Source organism: Pantoea sp. EEL5 (assembly GCF_049892805.1).
Classification (GTDB): Bacteria; Pseudomonadota; Gammaproteobacteria; order Enterobacterales; family Enterobacteriaceae; genus Pantoea; species Pantoea ananatis.
On the sequence record NZ_JBNDNJ010000005.1, the window covers coordinates 200,416 to 215,303 of the forward strand.

A 14,888-nucleotide genomic window follows, 5' to 3' on the forward strand; every position below is an offset into this window, starting at 1 on the left:
CAGTGTCATTTAATATGTTATAACATAACAAAATGGCGGTGATTTTCAACACTGTTTGTCAGGAATAGCAAAACACAGGATCGTGAAACTGCTGAGTGACTATCCCGTTTTCGACTCGACATGTTCAGATGGGTTTTGCTTTGGGTTGATATGTTATAACATAATATTTCTGGGTAACATTATGTGGTTAAAAGACATATTATGAAACAACTTAAGCACCTCCTTCACAGCACGCTTGCGTGCCTGTTATTTGCCTCCTTGAGTGCCGGTGCTGCCGAAACAAAACCGGTCCGTATTGCCGCCCCATTTGAAATTAAGGGTGCCGATCCCGCTCTTTCGGGTGATATTTTACTCCGCATGGATGTGGTGGAAACGCTGGTGGAGACGGATGCTAAAGGAGCCCCTGTTCCAGCGCTGGCTGAGAGCTGGCAGGCTTCTCCGGATGGTCTGCAATGGCGCTTTACACTGCGTCCAGGCGCCCATTTTCACGACGGTTCCCCTGTTACTGCTGAAAGCGTGGTGAAATCACTTAATATCGCCCGCGGTAAGCCGGGCTTGCTGGATAAGGCACCGATAACGTCGATCGTGGGTGAAGATCGACAGGTCACCATCACACTCAGTGAACCTTTTACACCGCTACTGGCGGTGCTGGCAGAAAGTCGTTCACAAATTCTGGCGCTGGCATCATGGGATAACACGAACGCTGTCACGCGGATCATTGGCAGCGGTCCGTTTCAGCTGGTGAGTTTTCAGCCGCCTCAGGCGCTGAGCGTAAAGAGATTTGAGGGTTACTGGGGGAAAAAACCGGCCATCGCTGGCGCTGAATTTTTATCCGCGGGACGCGCTGAAACACGCGCACTGCTGGCTGAAAGCGGAGACGCCGATTATGTTTTTAACCTTGATGCCGCCAGTCGGCAGCGCCTGTCACATAAAAGATCTCTGCAGCTGCTTACCGTTTCCGTTCCACGAACGGTGATGCTCAAACTGAATCTGGCACATCCCTTTCTCAGCGACCACACCACGCGCGAGGCGTTAAGCCTGGCGATTAACCGGAGTGCGCTTGCTAATGCGGTTTTGCGCTATCCGGGGGCGGCGACACAGATGTTCCCGCCTTCGATGGCCGAGTGGCACAATCCGGCATTGCCCACGCTGGATTACTCACCACAGCGTGCAACAGCATTGCTTACGCAGTCAGGCTGGCAAGCCGGTCAGGATGGGATACTGATCCGTAATGGACAGCGTTTTACGCTCACGCTGCTGACCTATCCGGACCGTCCTGAATTGCCGCTCATCGCGATGGTGATCCAACAGCAGCTGCGTCAGATCGGAATCGATGTCGTCATTAATTCAACTAACTCCAGTGAAATCCCCGCTCGTCATCACGACGGGAGCCTGCAGATGGCGCTGTTCGCCCGTAATTTTGCTTTAACGCCCGATCCCACCGGTACGCTGCTTCAGGATTATGGCCCTCAAGGCGGTGACTGGGGAGCAATGAACTGGCACGACAAGGCCTTTAACGAGGCGCTCGGTACGCTATCGCAGAGTCATGATCCTGCGGTGCGACAAAAGGCCAGAGAGGTCATTACTACGGCTTTCCAGCGCGATTTGCCGGTTATTCCCATCGCCTGGTATCAGCAGTCAGCGGCAGTTAATGCCAGCCTCACCTCGGTCACGCTGGATCCGTTTGAACGCCATTTTGGCCTGCGTGATATGCAATGGGTGAAATGATGCTTAAACAACTCAGCTGGCGCCTTTGCCAGGCCGCGTTCGTCATTCTCGCGGTCGGGATCTTAACGTTTGTTCTGGTACAGGCATTACCGGGTGATATGGCCTGGCGTATCGCATCGGGACGTTATGGTTATGATCGGGTCGATCTGGCAGCGGTAGCCCAGGTAAAACAGCAACTGGCGGATATGACCGCCCAGGGAAGTGCGCTGGGGCAGTGGATGTGGGATCTGCTGCGCTTCAACTTTGGCCGTTCACTGGTATCGGGTGAGCCTGTCAGTGGCGAACTGGTCTGGCAATTGAAACAAACGTTCGCCCTTGCCGGCTTTTCTCTGTTACTGACCCTGCTGCTGATTATTCCACTCGGGATTTGGGCAGGCTGTCATCCCGGCCGTTTCCTGGACCGGGCCATTAACGGCGCTGCCGCCATTCTCAAATCGGTTCCGCATTTTGCTCTTGGCCTGCTGCTTATCGTTTTGTTTGCGCTGCGTCTGGACTGGCTGCCCAGTGCCGGGCAGGGAAACTGGCGACATTTCATCCTGCCGTCAGTGACGCTGGCGCTGCCGCTAAGTGCCGTGGGCGCTCGGGTCGTACGTGAGGCGACATTCCAGGCTGTAACGGCCAGCTGGTATCGCTGGGGGGCACAAAAGGGTCTCTCTCAACCGCGTCTTTTCTGGCGTCACGCCCTGCGTAATCTCAGCGTTCCGGTCGTGACCTGGCTCGGCATGCAGTTCGTCTGGCTGGTGGAAGGCGTGGTGGTGGTGGAAACGCTGTTTGCCTGGCCAGGCATTGGCCATGCGCTGGTCCATGCGATTTTTGCCCGGGACGTGCCCGTGATACAGGCCAGCGCAATGGTACTGGGGTTGACGTTTGTCACCCTGAACATGCTGGTAGATGGTTTGTGCTATGTGTTGGATCCAAGGGGGAAACGCATATGACCTTTCGTCAAAAAACAGGTCTGGCAATTATTCTGGCGTTGCTCGCGTTTGCCTGGCTGGTGCCGCTATTCGGGGCTGGGGATCCTGTGCAGCAGGACCTGTTGCAGATGTTACAGCTTCCCTCTGGGCAGGCCTGGTTGGGCTATGACCATCTTGGCCGCTCAATGCTGGCCCGGTTGAGTGCGGCACTAAGGTTATCACTGGGCCTGGCAGCGATATGCGTTATCACGGCACTGATAATGGGCACGCTGGCGGGGATCATGAGTGCCTGGCGCGGCGGTTGGGTGGACAAGGTGTGCAACGCATTAGCGGATATGTGCCTTGCGCTTCCCGGTCTGCTGCTGGTGCTGTTGTTAGCGGCTATCTCACCTGATTCGCCAGAAATGTTGTGGCTGGGGATTTCACTGGTGCTGTGGGTCGAGTTTTTTCGCGTGACGCGAGCCACCCTGCGACCCGTTGTTACGTCTCCCGCCGTCCAGTCCTCTTCACTGCTCGGTTTCTCGATACGCTATCTGTTTCGCAGACACTTATGGCCAGCCATGGCGCCCTTGTTGCTGACGTTAACGGTCTATGCGTTTAGCAGTGCCGTTATGGCGGTGTCCGCATTGGGATTCATCAGCGTGGGGGTTCGCCCACCGACACCAGAATTGGGGCTGATGATGACAGAACTTTTTCCCTATGCCTGGGAAGCGCCCTGGCTTCTACTCCAGCCCGTGCTGGTGCTTTTTTTGTTACTGACTGGCATGAATTTATTAGTGAATAAGGATCGGATATGACGGGCATAGTAATTAAACAGGTCGCCGTTTACGCCGAAGATTGCATCGTCGAGCCCGTGAGCATGGTCATTCAGCCGGGCAAACCCATGACGCTGGTGGGCGAAACCGGATCGGGAAAAAGTCTGTTCGCCCAGGCCATCATGGGGGCGTTACCAGAAGGACTCCGTGCCACAGGCACGGTTGAGATTGACGGACAACGTTATGATCTCCAAACCGATCTGGCCCGTCTTCGCGCTCTGTGGGGGCATCGCATCGCGTCTTTGCCCCAGGAACCCGGGCTGGCGCTCGATCCAACAATGCGTGTCAGCGCTCAGGTCATGGAAGGTTACCGGTACGTGCGGGGTTTAGCCCGGAGGGATGCACAACAGGCCGCGGCACACGCACTCAATCATCTGGGGCTTGCGCACGCCTCTGCGCGTTTTCCCTGGCAGCTTTCAGGGGGAATGGCCCAGCGGGTTTGCTTCGCGGCTGCTCGCGCGGGGGGCGCGACGCTGCTGATTGCAGACGAGCCGACTAAAGGGCTGGACGTCGCGCGGCGGGATGAAATGGGTAACCTGTTAAATACGGCGGTGTCTCAGGGTGAAACCTTGCTGACGATCACGCACGACATTGCACTGGCCCGACAGTTAGGTGGTGAGGTCATGGTGATGCATAAAGGCAAAGTCGTTGAGCAGGGCAGCGCCGGGCAGGTGTTATACCGTCCACAAGCGCCTTACACCCAACTGCTGTTGGCGGCCGATCCTGAGGCCTGGGCGCCAGGCTCGCGAGTACCCTGTGATGAAACCATCGTGTTACAGACAGAGGGCCTTTCTCTGAAACGGTCAGGGAAGCAACTGTTTCACAATGCTTCGCTAATCTTCCGGGCCGGCGAAATCGTGGGGCTTTACGGCGAAAGCGGCTGCGGTAAAAGTAGCCTGGGGGATACGCTATGCGGTTTGATAATGCCCGATGCGGGCAAGGTCGTGCGTCCAGGGGCTGCCAGTAGGTTACGTTATCAAAAACTTTATCAGGATCCCTCAGCCATATTTCCACCTGACATCGCGATGGTCAGGGTTATCGATGATGTGCTGCGGCTGCACCACGCCACGGTGAAGCGACGTGATGAACTGATGGCACAACTGGGATTAGCGCACGCGTTGCTGAACCGTCCGGCTTCGGGTTTGTCAGGCGGCGAGCTTCAGCGCTTTTCACTGCTCAGGGTGATGTTACTGGACCCTGTGTTTTTATTTGCGGATGAGCCGACGTCGCGCCTGGATCCTGTCGTTCAGCAGCAGACGCTGGCGTTGATTAGCGAACTGGCAACACAGCAACGCTGCGCCATTTTGCTGGTCAGCCACGATCTCGCCTTACTGGAGAAAAGCGCGCATCGTGTTATCTCACTGGCTTCCCTCAGCCAGAGCGCCGCAATAGCCCAGGAAGTCTGTATTTAACCGAAGGCAGGGAAACCTGCCTTCACACATGCTCCATGACCAGCACAGCCAGCGTATCTGGCTCAAGTGCACGAAAAATATGCTCAGTGTCGCCCGGGTAGCTGATGTAATCGCCTACCTCAAGCTCAACGGGTGAATCAACCGGCCCAACCTCTGCGCGCCCTTGCGTCAAAATTAAATGTTCGATGGTATTCGGTGAATGCGGCTGTGAGCAGCGTTCGCTGCCGGGCTGTATGTGCAGCAGATAGATATCCCGTCGTGCGCCCGGTGGACAGGTTGCCAGTAAGACGGCTTTGTAATCAGCCTGCTCAGCAGCCACCGTGGGGCCTTCTCCGCGGCGAATAACCTGTAACCGGTTCGTTTCCGGCTCCATCAGGCGTGCAAATGGAATATTGAGCGCGACACACAGCGACCACAACGTCTCAATACCCGGATTGCCGTTACCGGCTTCAAGCTGAGACAGGGTCGATTTTGCAATCCCCGCCCGGCGAGCAACTTCAGCCAGCGTCAGGCCGGCACGCTGGCGTTCTCTTACTAAACCTCGGGCAATGATATCAATGGGCGTGCTCATCACTTTTCCTGTTCGTTAAAATGAACGTATCGTTCGTCTTGTAATACATATCCGATGTTCATTATAATGGATTTATCGTTCGTTATGGGATTCGATGTTGATGCTGGCAAAAAAATTCACGCTGGATAAAGGCGTTATAAAAGCAATTTTTCTGGTCTGTATCGCAGATGGCATTGTCGGCCTGTCTTACGGGTCGCTCGCCACTGCTGATGGCTTTCCGTTTTGGGTACCGCTGGCGTTATCAACGCTGGTGCTGGCTGGCGCATCGGAATTCTTATTTATTGGCATCGTTGCCGGCGGTGGCAGTCCTTTAACCGCTGCCGCGGCAGGTTTGCTGGTCAACGCCCGCCATCTTCCCTTTGGCATTGCGGTTAAAGACTTAGTGGGCAGAGGCTGGCGGGGGGCGCTCGGCTGTCACATTATGAACGATGAAAGTGTGGTGTTCGGCATCTCTCAGCCGCAGCTGGCTCAACGCCGCAGTGCGTTTTGGCTGTGCGGCATCGGTATCGGATTGATCTGGCCGTTCACCGTCATGCTCGGGGCCGCGATTGGCCAGTTTATCCCGAATATTTCCGTTATCGGTCTGGATGCCGTGTTTCCCGCCATTCTTATCGCACTCATCTTCCCGGCGTTACGCAAACCCCGAACCCGCATTCCTGCGGCTACCGGCGCCGTGCTGTCGCTGGCGGTCACGCCATTTGTTCCAGCAGGGATGCCTGTTCTGTTTTCGTTGTTAGGGCTGCTTACGTGGAGATCGCGCAAATGAATCATCCGATGATAATTGCAGGCATTGCCTTGCTGTCTGCCGGAACCTATGCCATTCGTTATGCGGGCGTCAAACTGGGTAACCGGTTGCCTGTCAGTGAGCGCACGCAAAATGTGTTATCCGATGCGGCCACGGTACTGTTACTGGCCGTTGCAGCCACCACCACGTTGTTCGAAGGTCAGCATTTTGCCGGGATGGCAAGGCTGCTGGGCGTGTCGTTTGCCATTTTTCTCGCCTGGCGCAGGGCGCCGCTGATCGTCATCATTTTGGGCGCAGCCTGTATGACCGCTCTGCTGCGTTACCTGAATGTGCCTTAGTCGCTAACGACAAATTGCTGCATCAGCCTTGACGTAAGGCGCGGCTTAAAATAAAACTAGAACCCGTCAGGGGAGTCTCGCCAAAGAGACTGAGAGGCTAATAGCGCAATGCGCGGCTTAGCGACCCTTAGAACCTGACCCAGTTGATACTGGCGTAGGAAGACGGGTATCTTTGCCCCAGGCAGATACTTGCCGCAGAGTCTGCTTTTGTCGGGCTCATGCTTTTTCCCTTCTTGTATCACGGGTCTCTGACTGTTAACAGAGAGGCCAAAGTGAAAATCCTGTTTCTGATGTTACCCTGTCAGGTTGGCTGGCAATGAGCCGCTGGTCAGTGCTCGGCAGCGGCGTGTCCGGACTGTGTATCGCCACGCTACTGGCGGAGCAAGGTGAACCTGTCGAAATCATTACCTTACCGGACTGCCGCGCGGCATCGCACTGGGCTGGCGGTATGCTGGCGCCCTGGTGCGAAGCGGAAAGTGCGCCACAGCAGGTCGTTGACTGGGGTCAGTATGCTGCGGCATGGTGGTCGGCCCGGGTCAGCGGCGTGGAACAGCAGGGTACCCTGGTGATTGCGCCCCCGCGCGACAGTGCTGAGTTAACGCGTTTCGCTAACATGACCTCATCACATCAGTGGGTGACGCCAGCAGAGATTGAACCTGCGCTGGAAGACCGTTTTGCCCGTGGCTTGTTCTTTGCCGCAGAAGGTCATCTTGATCCCCGGCTGGCAATGCAACAATTACAAACGCGTTTACTGAATGCGGGGGTCCGGTTTCACCCGGGTAAACCCAGCGGGAAAATTATCGATTGCCGGGGTATTCATGCCCGGCAATCCCAACCGGAATTGCGTGCCGTGCGCGGTGAAATGGTTATTCTCCACACCGACGAAATAACGTTTTCCCGTCCTGTTCGCCTGCTGCACCCGCGTTTTCCCTGTTATCTGGTGCCCAGGGCGCAGGGGCATTTTATGCTGGGCGCGACCATGGTCGAAAGCCAGGATGACAGCCCAATCAGCGCGCGCGCTATGATGGAACTGTTAAGCGCAGCCTACAGCATCCATCCCGCCCTCGCCGAAGCACGCATTATTGAAAGCGGCACAGGTTTGCGTCCGGCTTACCGCCACAATCTGCCCGAAGTGCGTTATGAAAATGGCATTTTTTCCATTAACGGCATGTACCGTCACGGCTTCCTGCTGGCCCCGATGATGGCCGAGAAGCTTATGCAACAACTGACGTCCGAGGGAGTGCGATGAAAATAGAACTGAACGGCCTTGCTATTGAAACCGAAGCCCGCACGCTGGCTGAATTACTCGTGGAACAACATATCGATGCTGGCTGTGTCGCCAGTGCCGTGAATGGCGAATTTGTTCCCCGGGAGCGCTATTCCTCAGAGCCGCTTGTGGCGGGTTGTCGTCTTGAAGTGTTATCGCCGATGCAGGGAGGCTAACGATGTTTTATGACTTTAGCGGACAGTCACGTTTTTTACTGGGCACTGCAGGTTATCCCTCGCCGGATATTCTGCAACAGGCCGTTGGCGCATCCGGCTCCGAGATTATTACGGTGAGTCTGCGTCGTGAAGGAAGCCAGGGTGGAGCCTTTCGCGATCTCCTGAAAACCTTAAATAAACGCGTTTTACCCAATACCGCAGGCTGCCATACGGTGAAAGAAGCCGTGACGACTGCGCATATGGCGCGGGAATTGTTTGCCACGTCCTGGATCAAGCTTGAGGTGATCGGTCATGCCGATACCTTACAGCCCGATCCCTTTGCCCTCGTCGAAGCAGCACGTATTTTGTGTGCAGAGGGTTTCCACGTTTTCCCTTACACCACAGAAGATCTGATTGTGGGCGAGAAACTGCTGGACGCGGGCTGTGAAGTGCTGATGCCGTGGGGGGCGCCTATCGGCTCAGGCCAGGGATTACGCAATATCGAGGGATTACGCACGATGCGTGCCTGGTTTAAGGACGTTCCACTGATTATTGATGCCGGGATCGGTGCGCCGAGCCAGGCGGCTCAGGCGATGGAATTGGGGTTTGATGCTGTGCTGTTGAATACCGCCGTGGCGAAATCCAGCGATCCGGTTCGCATGGCTGGCGCATTTGCGCGCGCCATTGAAGCGGGATATCAGGCACGTCAGGCTGGCATGATGGAGCGTCGCGACATGGCTGCCGCCTCTACGCCCGTTTTCGGCCTGGCGCAATTTCGCTAAGGAGCAGATATGGCACGTTATCAACGACAGACAATGCTGCCAGAAGTGGGCGAGCAGGGGCAGCAGGCTTTGTCCGCTGCCCGCGTCTTAGTGGTTGGCGCGGGTGGACTGGCTTCCACGTTATTACCGCTCCTGGCGGGCGCTGGCATCGGTTATATCCGGCTCTATGACGACGACGTCGTGGCGCTGCATAACCTGCATCGTCAGACGCTATTTACGACTGCCGATATTGGCGAGCCAAAGGTGTTTTGCGCCCAACGTGCGCTGGCACAGCGTAATCCTGATACGGTGGTTGAAGCACATCCCGTAGCGTTACAGGCAAGTCGTATTGAAGAAGCACTGGTGGATATTGATTTAGTTATCGACGCTGCGGATAACTTCGCGGTGACTTATCTGCTTTCCGACAGCTGCTTTGCCCGTAACCTACCGCTGGTTTGCGCTTCGGTGCTGGGGCGACAGGGTTATGCAGGCAGTTTTTGCGGCGGCGCGCCCAGCTATCGCGCACTGTTCCCACAATTACCCAAAGCCTCAGGTAACTGCAACACCGCAGGCGTGCTGGGACCGGCGGTTGCCACCCTTGGCGCCTTACAGGCGCAGATGGCGCTCAGCATTCTGCTGCACCTTTCGCCCTCACCACTGGGCTGTATGATCAACTGTGATTTTGTCTCGTGGCAACTGCGTCAGTTCCGGTTCGATAATGCGCCTGAGCCCGAAAAGGCCGGCATCCCGTTTATCGATCCTGCTTTGCTGACCCCCGATGACTGCGTGGTGGATCTACGGGGGACAGAGGAAGCACCTGTCAGTGTCAGCCAGTATGCACAGCGGATATTGCCACAGCACATTGCCGGCTGGCAGCCGCCCGCGGATAAACGCATTGTTCTGGTCTGTGCCAGCGGCATGCGTGCTGCTCAGGCCGCGTTGGCCCTGGAGGCACGTGGCTGCCAGCGGCTGGCGATTATTGCAGATCGGTAATACAGGCGGCTGATTACGTCTGGGCATCGCGGTTGGCCTGATAAATATCGGGCCGGGTGATTGTCCAGGCATAGTCGGGTTCGTTTACCGGCTGGTAGCCAAATTTTTGATATAACCAGGGCGCGGTTGAGGTGAAGAGCAACAGCCGGCGCAATGTGCTAACCACGGGATGTGACTGACAGCATTCGATCAGCCATCCGCCCAGTCCTTTGCCCTGGCATTCTTCAAGTACATAGACATCGCACAGGTACGCAAAGGTCGCGTAATCAGTAATGAAACGCGCAAAGCCAATCTGCTGCTGCTGATGAAAAAGCCCAAAATTCAGGCTATTTTCAATTGACCGCGCGACCGTGGCGTAATCAATTCCCGCTGCCCAACTTGAACGGGTGAGGTAACGGTGTATTGCCCCGATATCCATCTGCGACTTATCCGTCGTAACGGCATACTCGCCGTTATGCCAGTGCTGAACAGGTGCCATCATTTTTCCCGTATTCCTTGTTTAAGTATGAGAGTCGGTGGCGAAAGACCTGTCAGGCGATAAGAGTGCGTACGGCAATGCCGATAAGCAGTAATCCACCACCGATATTGACGTAGCGTTTCAGCGCGACAGGATTGATTTTTTGGGCCGAGAAGACCAGCGCCTGGCTGAAGAGCGCTAACCACAGGCTCATCACGACAATGTGCACTGTTGCCAGCGTCAGAAAGGCATCAATACCGGCCCTGTCGCCAACAAACTGTGAAACCACCGTCAGGTAAAACAGGATAGCTTTGGGGTTAGCGACATTAGCCAGCCACGCACCTTTAACGGTAATTGCGCTACCCGTTGTCTTGAGCACGAATGCCCTGGTCCTGATGCCAGTGATAAATAAAAGGCCGCCCAGCCAGAACAGGTAAAGTACGCCAGCCATTTTTAACAGGGCAAACAGCGCGGGGGACGCAACCAGCACTGTCGACAGGCCCAGACCGATCAGCAAAGCATGCGTATAAATACCCAGCGCGGTACCAAGCAGCGTTTTCACCAGCCCCCTGCGGCCAGCCGTAAGCGCGCTGTTCATCGCCAGCGTGAAACTCGCGCCGGGAGAAAGGGCAATCGGTAGAAGCGCAGGCAGAAACCCTGTCAGGTTAATCTCCATCCGCCACCGGCTTGTGGGAGCGCTTCAAGGCGCACATCAAATTCGTTAAAAAATTATGCCGGATTATAAAAAGCACACAGCTTATTGCCGGTTGGATCCCGCAGATAGGCGACGCATCTTCCATCCGTTTCTCTGACATGAGGCGGTGTTTCAGCCGAAGTGCCGCCGTTTTCGAGACCTTTTTGATACCAGCTGAAAACGTCTTCAGAGGAGGCCATGGTAAAGCCAATGGTACCCCCGTTGGCAAAGGTCGCGGGCTGGCCATTAATGGGCTGAGTGATAATAAAACGCTGGTGATTTTTAACGTAAAAAGGGCGACCCAGGGCATCAATGCCCTGATCTTCGCAACGGATCACAGCAAAAACAGCATCGTAGAATTTTTTAGCTTGCTCAATATTATCCGTACCAACAACCATATGGCTAAACATATATAACTCCTTTTTAACATTGATGGCGATATACTTAGCACACCCGCTATGTGTGAGGAAGTGCTGATGAATGACCATCCCGTTTTAGAGGTTGTCAGGTTATGCGACCGGGCGATATCAGCCGGTAATTATGATGCCCTGATGAAACACTATGCTGCCGATGCCAGCCTGGTTGTGAAGCCCGGAATGACCGTTACGGGTCGCGTAGCCATTCGTCGCGCCTTTGAAGCGATTGCAAATTATTTTCAGCATCAGCTGGTGGTAGAGCAGGGCAGGATGGAGGTCATTGAGGGCGCAGGCACCGCGCTGGTGATTATGGAAACTGTGCTGCGCTATCCCGATGGGCAGGGACAGTCCGTAGAAAGCACCCGCCGGGCCACCTATGTATTTCGGCTGGAAAGCGATAACCAGTGGCGCTGCACCGTGGATAACTCCTATGGCACTTCGCTATTGGATCCTGTACTGAGTGAGCAGGGCTGATTTTGGTATGCACTGCGTGATTTAGGCCGTTAATCCGGATAGCGTGCGGATTAACGGCTGATTCAGATGACTTCAACAAGCTGAAAGGTCTCAAATATCAGTTCCATTTCAGCACTGAAACCCCCGTTACGCTGAAAAAAGCGTTGATGTTCACGCTGCCAGTACTCAAGGCTCAGGTCACCTTCGCCTTCCATCATGGCCATCTCCGGCGTAACGCGATCGAAGCGTGTCACAAACAGTCCCGTCGTCCTGATGACGCAAACCGGATTATCCGCGCCGTTTAAGATGATGCTATAGCCGCCGGGTTGCGGTTTCACGTCATCTTCATACCAGCCTTGCAGAGAACTGCAGGTGGCGATTTTTTTGCCGGTAAGGACCAACGTGGCCAGTTCATTGGCCAGATCGGGTGAATCGCCAAACGACCAGGCCAGCGCGTCAGGGTATTTCGTTTTAATCTGTTCAAGCGTCATCGTCATATTAAGTCCTTTTACAGCAGGGCCTGAATGGCTGCTTTTGGGCAGCAAGTCTGTCAGGCCAGAATACGTTTTGCCCACTCATCAACCGTATCACCACTGCCGATATCGGGCTGCACCAGGCCATTAATCATAAAGGTAGGTGAAACATGAATACCGTTCTGGCGGGCATATTTACAGTGCCATTTGATCAGGTTTTGCAAATCGGGCCGGTCAAATGCCGCATAAGCATCGACGCCGCTGTACTCTCTGAGTCTGGCGAGAAGCTGATTAGGCGTAACGTCTCGGTTTGGACCACGACAATGGTCTGTAAACTCAAAGGCTTCCCGATGATCGGCAACGGCCTGCAGAACCGCTTTAGCCGCCGCTTTGCTTTCTACCGATGCCGCGAGGATGTAGCGCACGATTACGCCAGAGTACATGTGCCAGGGCTGCGACTGAAGATGAATTTTGAGTGTCATTTTATCTTCACCAACCTGCTCTAACAGCGCATCGAATTTGTTAAACGCGCGTACAGAGAAAGGGCAGGTGGGTTCGATAAAAACCTCAAACACCTGTGGACCTTGTCCCCAGACAAGAGGTTCAGCCTGTAGCTTGTCATTGTTCATAGCAACTCCCGTTACGATGGTTAAAATCTGCTTCACTGACTGTGACAAACTTACGCTTATTCTGCCAGGTGATCCTGCCAGCAGCCGTGAATGCAGCCTGATAAGGATTAGTCTTATTTCTCATCTTTCATACCAAACCGAACTAAAATTATCCCTTCAGCGGTTCCGCTTGTCGTGCAACCTGTTTAAAATTTCAAGATTGTTAAATCATGATATTAAACACTATTTTGTCAAGCTAAGGCACAAAGCGGCAAGTTCATCTGAGATAAAAACCGCTAGAGTACCGGGTTCATCAACCTGCAAACCGGGTGTACTGGCGTTATATTGCCTGACCCAGTCATTAAGGATTTTCGAATGTCGCACTTTCGTCCTGTCGCGCTGGAACACGCAAGCCGTTTGCTGAACCACGGACCGACTATATTAATAACCAGTCGGGATAGTCAGTCACAGCGTCGCAACATCATGGCCGCAGCCTGGTCCGTTCCCGTCGAATTTTCGCCGCCGCGGGTAGCGATTATTGTGGATAAATCGACCTGGTCACGTGAGCTGATTGAAGCCAGTGGTGCATTTGGTATTTGTGTCCCTGCCGCGCAATTTGTCGATCTGGCTTATGCCGTTGGCAGCACGACCGGGCGCGACCAGGATAAATTTGCGGCTTTTGATATTCAGGCCAGCGAGAGTCAACACTTCGGTGTGCCTCTGTTGGAGGAGAGTTGTGTAGCGTGGATGGAATGCCGTCTGTTACCTGAAACCGAAGCGCAGCAGGCGTACGACACGCTGTTTGGTGAAGTGGTCACCGCTGCGGCAGACAATCGGGTTTTTTACGACGGTCGCTGGCATTTCGATGACAGCAACTCAGCGCTACACACTTTACATCATCTTGGCGGCGGTCAGTTCGTGACAGTTGCAAATACGCTGACCGCCAAAACAACGCGTTAAATGAGGTACAGAATGACAATTAAGAGTTACGCAGCCATGCAGGCGGGACAAGCACTGGAGCGTTACGACTATGATCCCGGCCCGTTAGACGCTGAAGATGTAGAAGTTGAAGTTGAATACTGCGGCGTATGCCACTCAGATCTGTCGATGATCGATAACGAATGGGGAATTTCCGCGTATCCCGTTGTTGCCGGTCATGAAGTGATTGGACGCGTGGCTGCGCTTGGCGAAAGTGCCAAAACGAAAGGCCTGAAAGTGGGACAGCGCGTGGGCATCGGCTGGACAGCCAAGAGCTGCCAGCATTGCGATCCCTGCATCAGCGGCGATCACGTCAACTGCGCCAATGGCACCACAACCACAATTGGCAACAATGGTGGCTTTGCTGACAAACTGCGCGCCAACTGGCAGTGGGTTATCCCATTACCTGAAAAGCTGGATGCGGCCACGGCCGGCCCTCTGCTGTGTGGTGGGATTACCGTCTTTAAACCCTTACTTATGCATAACATTACCGCGATGAGCCGCGTCGGCGTGATCGGTATTGGTGGTCTGGGCCACATCGCCATTAAGATTCTGCACGCGATGGGCGCAGAAGTGACGGCGTTCAGTTCTTCGGCCAATAAGAAGCAGGCTATTCTGGACATGGGCGCCGATCATGTGGTGAACAGCCGTGATCCGGAAGCTTTAAAAAGCCTGGCGGGCCAGTTTGACCTGATTATCAGCACGGTCGCCGTCGATCTCGACTGGCAACCCTACTTTGCGGCCCTGGCGCCTCGCGGTAAGTTCCATACCGTGGGTGCCGTACTGAAGCCGTTTGACGTGCCGGCTTTCAGCCTGATTTTAGGCGACCGCGCCGTGACGGGTTCTTCAACCGGTTCACCTGCGCAGCTGCGTTCACTGCTGAAGCTGGCTGGCCGTACAGATATTGCGCCGACAGTGGAGTACTTCCCGATGTCGAAAATCAACGATGCACTGGACCATGTTCGTGCAGGTAAAGCCAACTACCGTGTGGTTCTGAAAGCCGACTTCTGATCCCTGGCGCGCCTTTCTGGCGCGCCTTTTTCCCTTCCCGCCGCCAGATCGGCTAATCTCTGTTAAAATTGAATCCTTAAGCCTGCTGCCAGACGTCTC

General features: G+C 54.8%; 19 protein-coding genes and 1 riboswitch. Of the genes, 13 read left to right on the top strand and 6 right to left on the bottom strand.

Annotated elements, in window-relative coordinates; genetic code table 11:
* The first annotated feature begins 201 nt into the window (after window positions 1-201).
* Genes ACPXSQ_RS18265 through ACPXSQ_RS18280 form a run of 4 tightly spaced genes read left to right on the top strand, consistent with a single transcriptional unit; the run spans window position 202 to window position 4,869 of the window.
* Window positions 202-1,728: an ABC transporter substrate-binding protein gene (locus tag ACPXSQ_RS18265; RefSeq protein ID WP_426144208.1), complete on the top strand. Its 1,527-nt coding sequence runs from the start codon at window positions 202-204 to the stop codon at window positions 1,726-1,728.
* Window positions 1,728-2,663 (top strand): ABC transporter permease, encoded by a 936-nt coding sequence (locus ACPXSQ_RS18270; protein ID WP_014598212.1) that lies wholly within the window; start codon window positions 1,728-1,730, stop codon window positions 2,661-2,663. Before ACPXSQ_RS18265 ends, ACPXSQ_RS18270 begins: the two co-directional genes overlap by 1 nt.
* Window positions 2,660-3,439 carry an ABC transporter permease gene (locus ACPXSQ_RS18275; RefSeq protein WP_022622827.1) on the top strand — a complete coding sequence of 260 codons (780 nt, stop codon included), beginning with the start codon at window positions 2,660-2,662 and terminating at the stop codon, window positions 3,437-3,439. Before ACPXSQ_RS18270 ends, ACPXSQ_RS18275 begins: the two co-directional genes overlap by 4 nt.
* Entirely contained in the window at window positions 3,436-4,869 is a 1,434-nt protein-coding gene (locus ACPXSQ_RS18280; RefSeq protein WP_426144209.1) for an ABC transporter ATP-binding protein, read from the top strand. The genes ACPXSQ_RS18275 and ACPXSQ_RS18280 overlap by 4 nt, the downstream gene beginning before the upstream one ends.
* A 22-nt stretch (window positions 4,870-4,891) precedes the next feature.
* Here ACPXSQ_RS18280 and ACPXSQ_RS18285 read toward each other — a convergent pair whose 3' ends face one another.
* The gene (locus ACPXSQ_RS18285; RefSeq protein WP_014604694.1) at window positions 4,892-5,440 is read right to left on the bottom strand and encodes a helix-turn-helix domain-containing protein; all 549 of its coding nucleotides are present in this window, start codon (window positions 5,438-5,440) and stop codon (window positions 4,892-4,894) included.
* Between the two features lie 94 nt (window positions 5,441-5,534).
* On the opposite strand from ACPXSQ_RS18285, the gene ACPXSQ_RS18290 reads away from it, so the two are divergent.
* From ACPXSQ_RS18290 to ACPXSQ_RS18315, 6 genes are all read left to right on the top strand, one after another.
* Window positions 5,535-6,206, top strand: coding sequence for an AzlC family ABC transporter permease (locus ACPXSQ_RS18290; protein WP_013028011.1), 672 nt, complete (start codon window positions 5,535-5,537; stop codon window positions 6,204-6,206).
* Window positions 6,203-6,523 (top strand): AzlD domain-containing protein, encoded by a 321-nt coding sequence (locus ACPXSQ_RS18295; RefSeq protein WP_019105883.1) that lies wholly within the window; start codon window positions 6,203-6,205, stop codon window positions 6,521-6,523. The genes ACPXSQ_RS18290 and ACPXSQ_RS18295 overlap by 4 nt, the downstream gene beginning before the upstream one ends.
* Before the next feature lie 58 nt (window positions 6,524-6,581).
* A riboswitch (TPP riboswitch) is annotated at window positions 6,582-6,701 on the top strand.
* A 138-nt stretch (window positions 6,702-6,839) separates the two neighbouring features.
* Window positions 6,840-7,772 (top strand): FAD-dependent oxidoreductase, encoded by a 933-nt coding sequence (locus ACPXSQ_RS18300; protein WP_013028009.1) that lies wholly within the window; start codon window positions 6,840-6,842, stop codon window positions 7,770-7,772.
* On the top strand, window positions 7,769-7,966 hold the full coding sequence (gene thiS, locus ACPXSQ_RS18305; protein WP_013028008.1) for a sulfur carrier protein ThiS: 198 nt from the start codon (window positions 7,769-7,771) through the stop codon (window positions 7,964-7,966). The genes ACPXSQ_RS18300 and thiS overlap by 4 nt, the downstream gene beginning before the upstream one ends.
* A 2-nt stretch (window positions 7,967-7,968) precedes the next feature.
* Window positions 7,969-8,727 carry a thiazole synthase gene (locus tag ACPXSQ_RS18310; RefSeq protein ID WP_426144210.1) on the top strand — a complete coding sequence of 253 codons (759 nt, stop codon included), beginning with the start codon at window positions 7,969-7,971 and terminating at the stop codon, window positions 8,725-8,727.
* A gap of 9 nt (window positions 8,728-8,736) precedes the next feature.
* Complete coding sequence (locus tag ACPXSQ_RS18315; RefSeq protein WP_019105885.1) at window positions 8,737-9,699, top strand: HesA/MoeB/ThiF family protein; 963 nt, start codon at window positions 8,737-8,739, stop codon at window positions 9,697-9,699.
* A 13-nt stretch (window positions 9,700-9,712) separates the two neighbouring features.
* On the opposite strand, the gene ACPXSQ_RS18320 is transcribed toward ACPXSQ_RS18315, so the two are convergent.
* From ACPXSQ_RS18320 to ACPXSQ_RS18330, 3 genes are read right to left on the bottom strand one after another with little or no spacing between them, the layout of a single operon-like run.
* The gene (locus ACPXSQ_RS18320) at window positions 9,713-10,180 is read right to left on the bottom strand and encodes a GNAT family N-acetyltransferase (RefSeq protein ID WP_029571301.1); all 468 of its coding nucleotides are present in this window, start codon (window positions 10,178-10,180) and stop codon (window positions 9,713-9,715) included.
* A gap of 49 nt (window positions 10,181-10,229) precedes the next feature.
* Entirely contained in the window at window positions 10,230-10,832 is a 603-nt protein-coding gene (locus tag ACPXSQ_RS18325; RefSeq protein WP_041457914.1) for a LysE family translocator, read from the bottom strand.
* Between the two features lie 53 nt (window positions 10,833-10,885).
* The gene (locus tag ACPXSQ_RS18330; RefSeq protein ID WP_013028002.1) at window positions 10,886-11,338 is read right to left on the bottom strand and encodes a VOC family protein; all 453 of its coding nucleotides are present in this window, start codon (window positions 11,336-11,338) and stop codon (window positions 10,886-10,888) included.
* Here ACPXSQ_RS18330 and ACPXSQ_RS18335 point away from each other — a divergent pair.
* Window positions 11,327-11,740, top strand: coding sequence for a YybH family protein (locus ACPXSQ_RS18335; RefSeq protein ID WP_014333262.1), 414 nt, complete (start codon window positions 11,327-11,329; stop codon window positions 11,738-11,740). The genes ACPXSQ_RS18330 and ACPXSQ_RS18335 overlap by 12 nt on opposite strands.
* 62 nt (window positions 11,741-11,802) lie before the next feature.
* Here the strand turns inward: ACPXSQ_RS18335 and ACPXSQ_RS18340 are convergent, their stop codons facing one another.
* Both ACPXSQ_RS18340 and ACPXSQ_RS18345 read right to left on the bottom strand, forming a co-directional pair.
* Window positions 11,803-12,216 carry an ASCH domain-containing protein gene (locus ACPXSQ_RS18340; protein ID WP_072138448.1) on the bottom strand — a complete coding sequence of 138 codons (414 nt, stop codon included), beginning with the start codon at window positions 12,214-12,216 and terminating at the stop codon, window positions 11,803-11,805.
* A gap of 53 nt (window positions 12,217-12,269) precedes the next feature.
* On the bottom strand, window positions 12,270-12,821 hold the full coding sequence (locus tag ACPXSQ_RS18345; RefSeq protein WP_014598224.1) for a DsbA family protein: 552 nt from the start codon (window positions 12,819-12,821) through the stop codon (window positions 12,270-12,272).
* Window positions 12,822-13,175: 354 nt separating this feature from the next.
* Here ACPXSQ_RS18345 and ACPXSQ_RS18350 point away from each other — a divergent pair, with 354 nt between their 5' ends.
* Together ACPXSQ_RS18350 and ahr are read left to right on the top strand one after the other, a co-directional pair.
* Entirely contained in the window at window positions 13,176-13,760 is a 585-nt protein-coding gene (locus tag ACPXSQ_RS18350) for a flavin reductase family protein (protein ID WP_014333259.1), read from the top strand.
* A 12-nt stretch (window positions 13,761-13,772) separates the two neighbouring features.
* Window positions 13,773-14,789, top strand: a complete 1,017-nt coding sequence (ahr, locus tag ACPXSQ_RS18355) for an NADPH-dependent aldehyde reductase Ahr (RefSeq protein ID WP_014333258.1) — start codon at window positions 13,773-13,775, stop codon at window positions 14,787-14,789.
* Window positions 14,790-14,888 lie beyond the last annotated feature (99 nt).

What these genes read in the sequence shown, in the direction of transcription:
- ACPXSQ_RS18265 (WP_426144208.1), top strand. Translation starts at nt 202, where the DNA reads ATGAAACAACTTAAGCACCTCCTTCACAGCACGCTTGCGTGCCTGTTA.
- ACPXSQ_RS18270 (WP_014598212.1), top strand. Translation starts at nt 1,728, where the DNA reads ATGCTTAAACAACTCAGCTGGCGCCTTTGCCAGGCCGCGTTCGTCATT.
- ACPXSQ_RS18275 (WP_022622827.1), top strand. Translation starts at nt 2,660, where the DNA reads ATGACCTTTCGTCAAAAAACAGGTCTGGCAATTATTCTGGCGTTGCTC.
- ACPXSQ_RS18280 (WP_426144209.1), top strand. Translation starts at nt 3,436, where the DNA reads ATGACGGGCATAGTAATTAAACAGGTCGCCGTTTACGCCGAAGATTGC.
- ACPXSQ_RS18285 (WP_014604694.1), bottom strand. Translation starts at nt 5,440, where the DNA reads ATGAGCACGCCCATTGATATCATTGCCCGAGGTTTAGTAAGAGAACGC.
- ACPXSQ_RS18290 (WP_013028011.1), top strand. Translation starts at nt 5,535, where the DNA reads ATGTTGATGCTGGCAAAAAAATTCACGCTGGATAAAGGCGTTATAAAA.
- ACPXSQ_RS18295 (WP_019105883.1), top strand. Translation starts at nt 6,203, where the DNA reads ATGAATCATCCGATGATAATTGCAGGCATTGCCTTGCTGTCTGCCGGA.
- ACPXSQ_RS18300 (WP_013028009.1), top strand. Translation starts at nt 6,840, where the DNA reads ATGAGCCGCTGGTCAGTGCTCGGCAGCGGCGTGTCCGGACTGTGTATC.
- thiS (WP_013028008.1), top strand. Translation starts at nt 7,769, where the DNA reads ATGAAAATAGAACTGAACGGCCTTGCTATTGAAACCGAAGCCCGCACG.
- ACPXSQ_RS18310 (WP_426144210.1), top strand. Translation starts at nt 7,969, where the DNA reads ATGTTTTATGACTTTAGCGGACAGTCACGTTTTTTACTGGGCACTGCA.
- ACPXSQ_RS18315 (WP_019105885.1), top strand. Translation starts at nt 8,737, where the DNA reads ATGGCACGTTATCAACGACAGACAATGCTGCCAGAAGTGGGCGAGCAG.
- ACPXSQ_RS18320 (WP_029571301.1), bottom strand. Translation starts at nt 10,180, where the DNA reads ATGATGGCACCTGTTCAGCACTGGCATAACGGCGAGTATGCCGTTACG.
- ACPXSQ_RS18325 (WP_041457914.1), bottom strand. Translation starts at nt 10,832, where the DNA reads ATGGAGATTAACCTGACAGGGTTTCTGCCTGCGCTTCTACCGATTGCC.
- ACPXSQ_RS18335 (WP_014333262.1), top strand. Translation starts at nt 11,327, where the DNA reads ATGAATGACCATCCCGTTTTAGAGGTTGTCAGGTTATGCGACCGGGCG.
- ACPXSQ_RS18330 (WP_013028002.1), bottom strand. Translation starts at nt 11,338, where the DNA reads ATGGTCATTCATCAGCACTTCCTCACACATAGCGGGTGTGCTAAGTAT.
- ACPXSQ_RS18340 (WP_072138448.1), bottom strand. Translation starts at nt 12,216, where the DNA reads ATGACGATGACGCTTGAACAGATTAAAACGAAATACCCTGACGCGCTG.
- ACPXSQ_RS18345 (WP_014598224.1), bottom strand. Translation starts at nt 12,821, where the DNA reads ATGAACAATGACAAGCTACAGGCTGAACCTCTTGTCTGGGGACAAGGT.
- ACPXSQ_RS18350 (WP_014333259.1), top strand. Translation starts at nt 13,176, where the DNA reads ATGTCGCACTTTCGTCCTGTCGCGCTGGAACACGCAAGCCGTTTGCTG.
- ahr (WP_014333258.1), top strand. Translation starts at nt 13,773, where the DNA reads ATGACAATTAAGAGTTACGCAGCCATGCAGGCGGGACAAGCACTGGAG.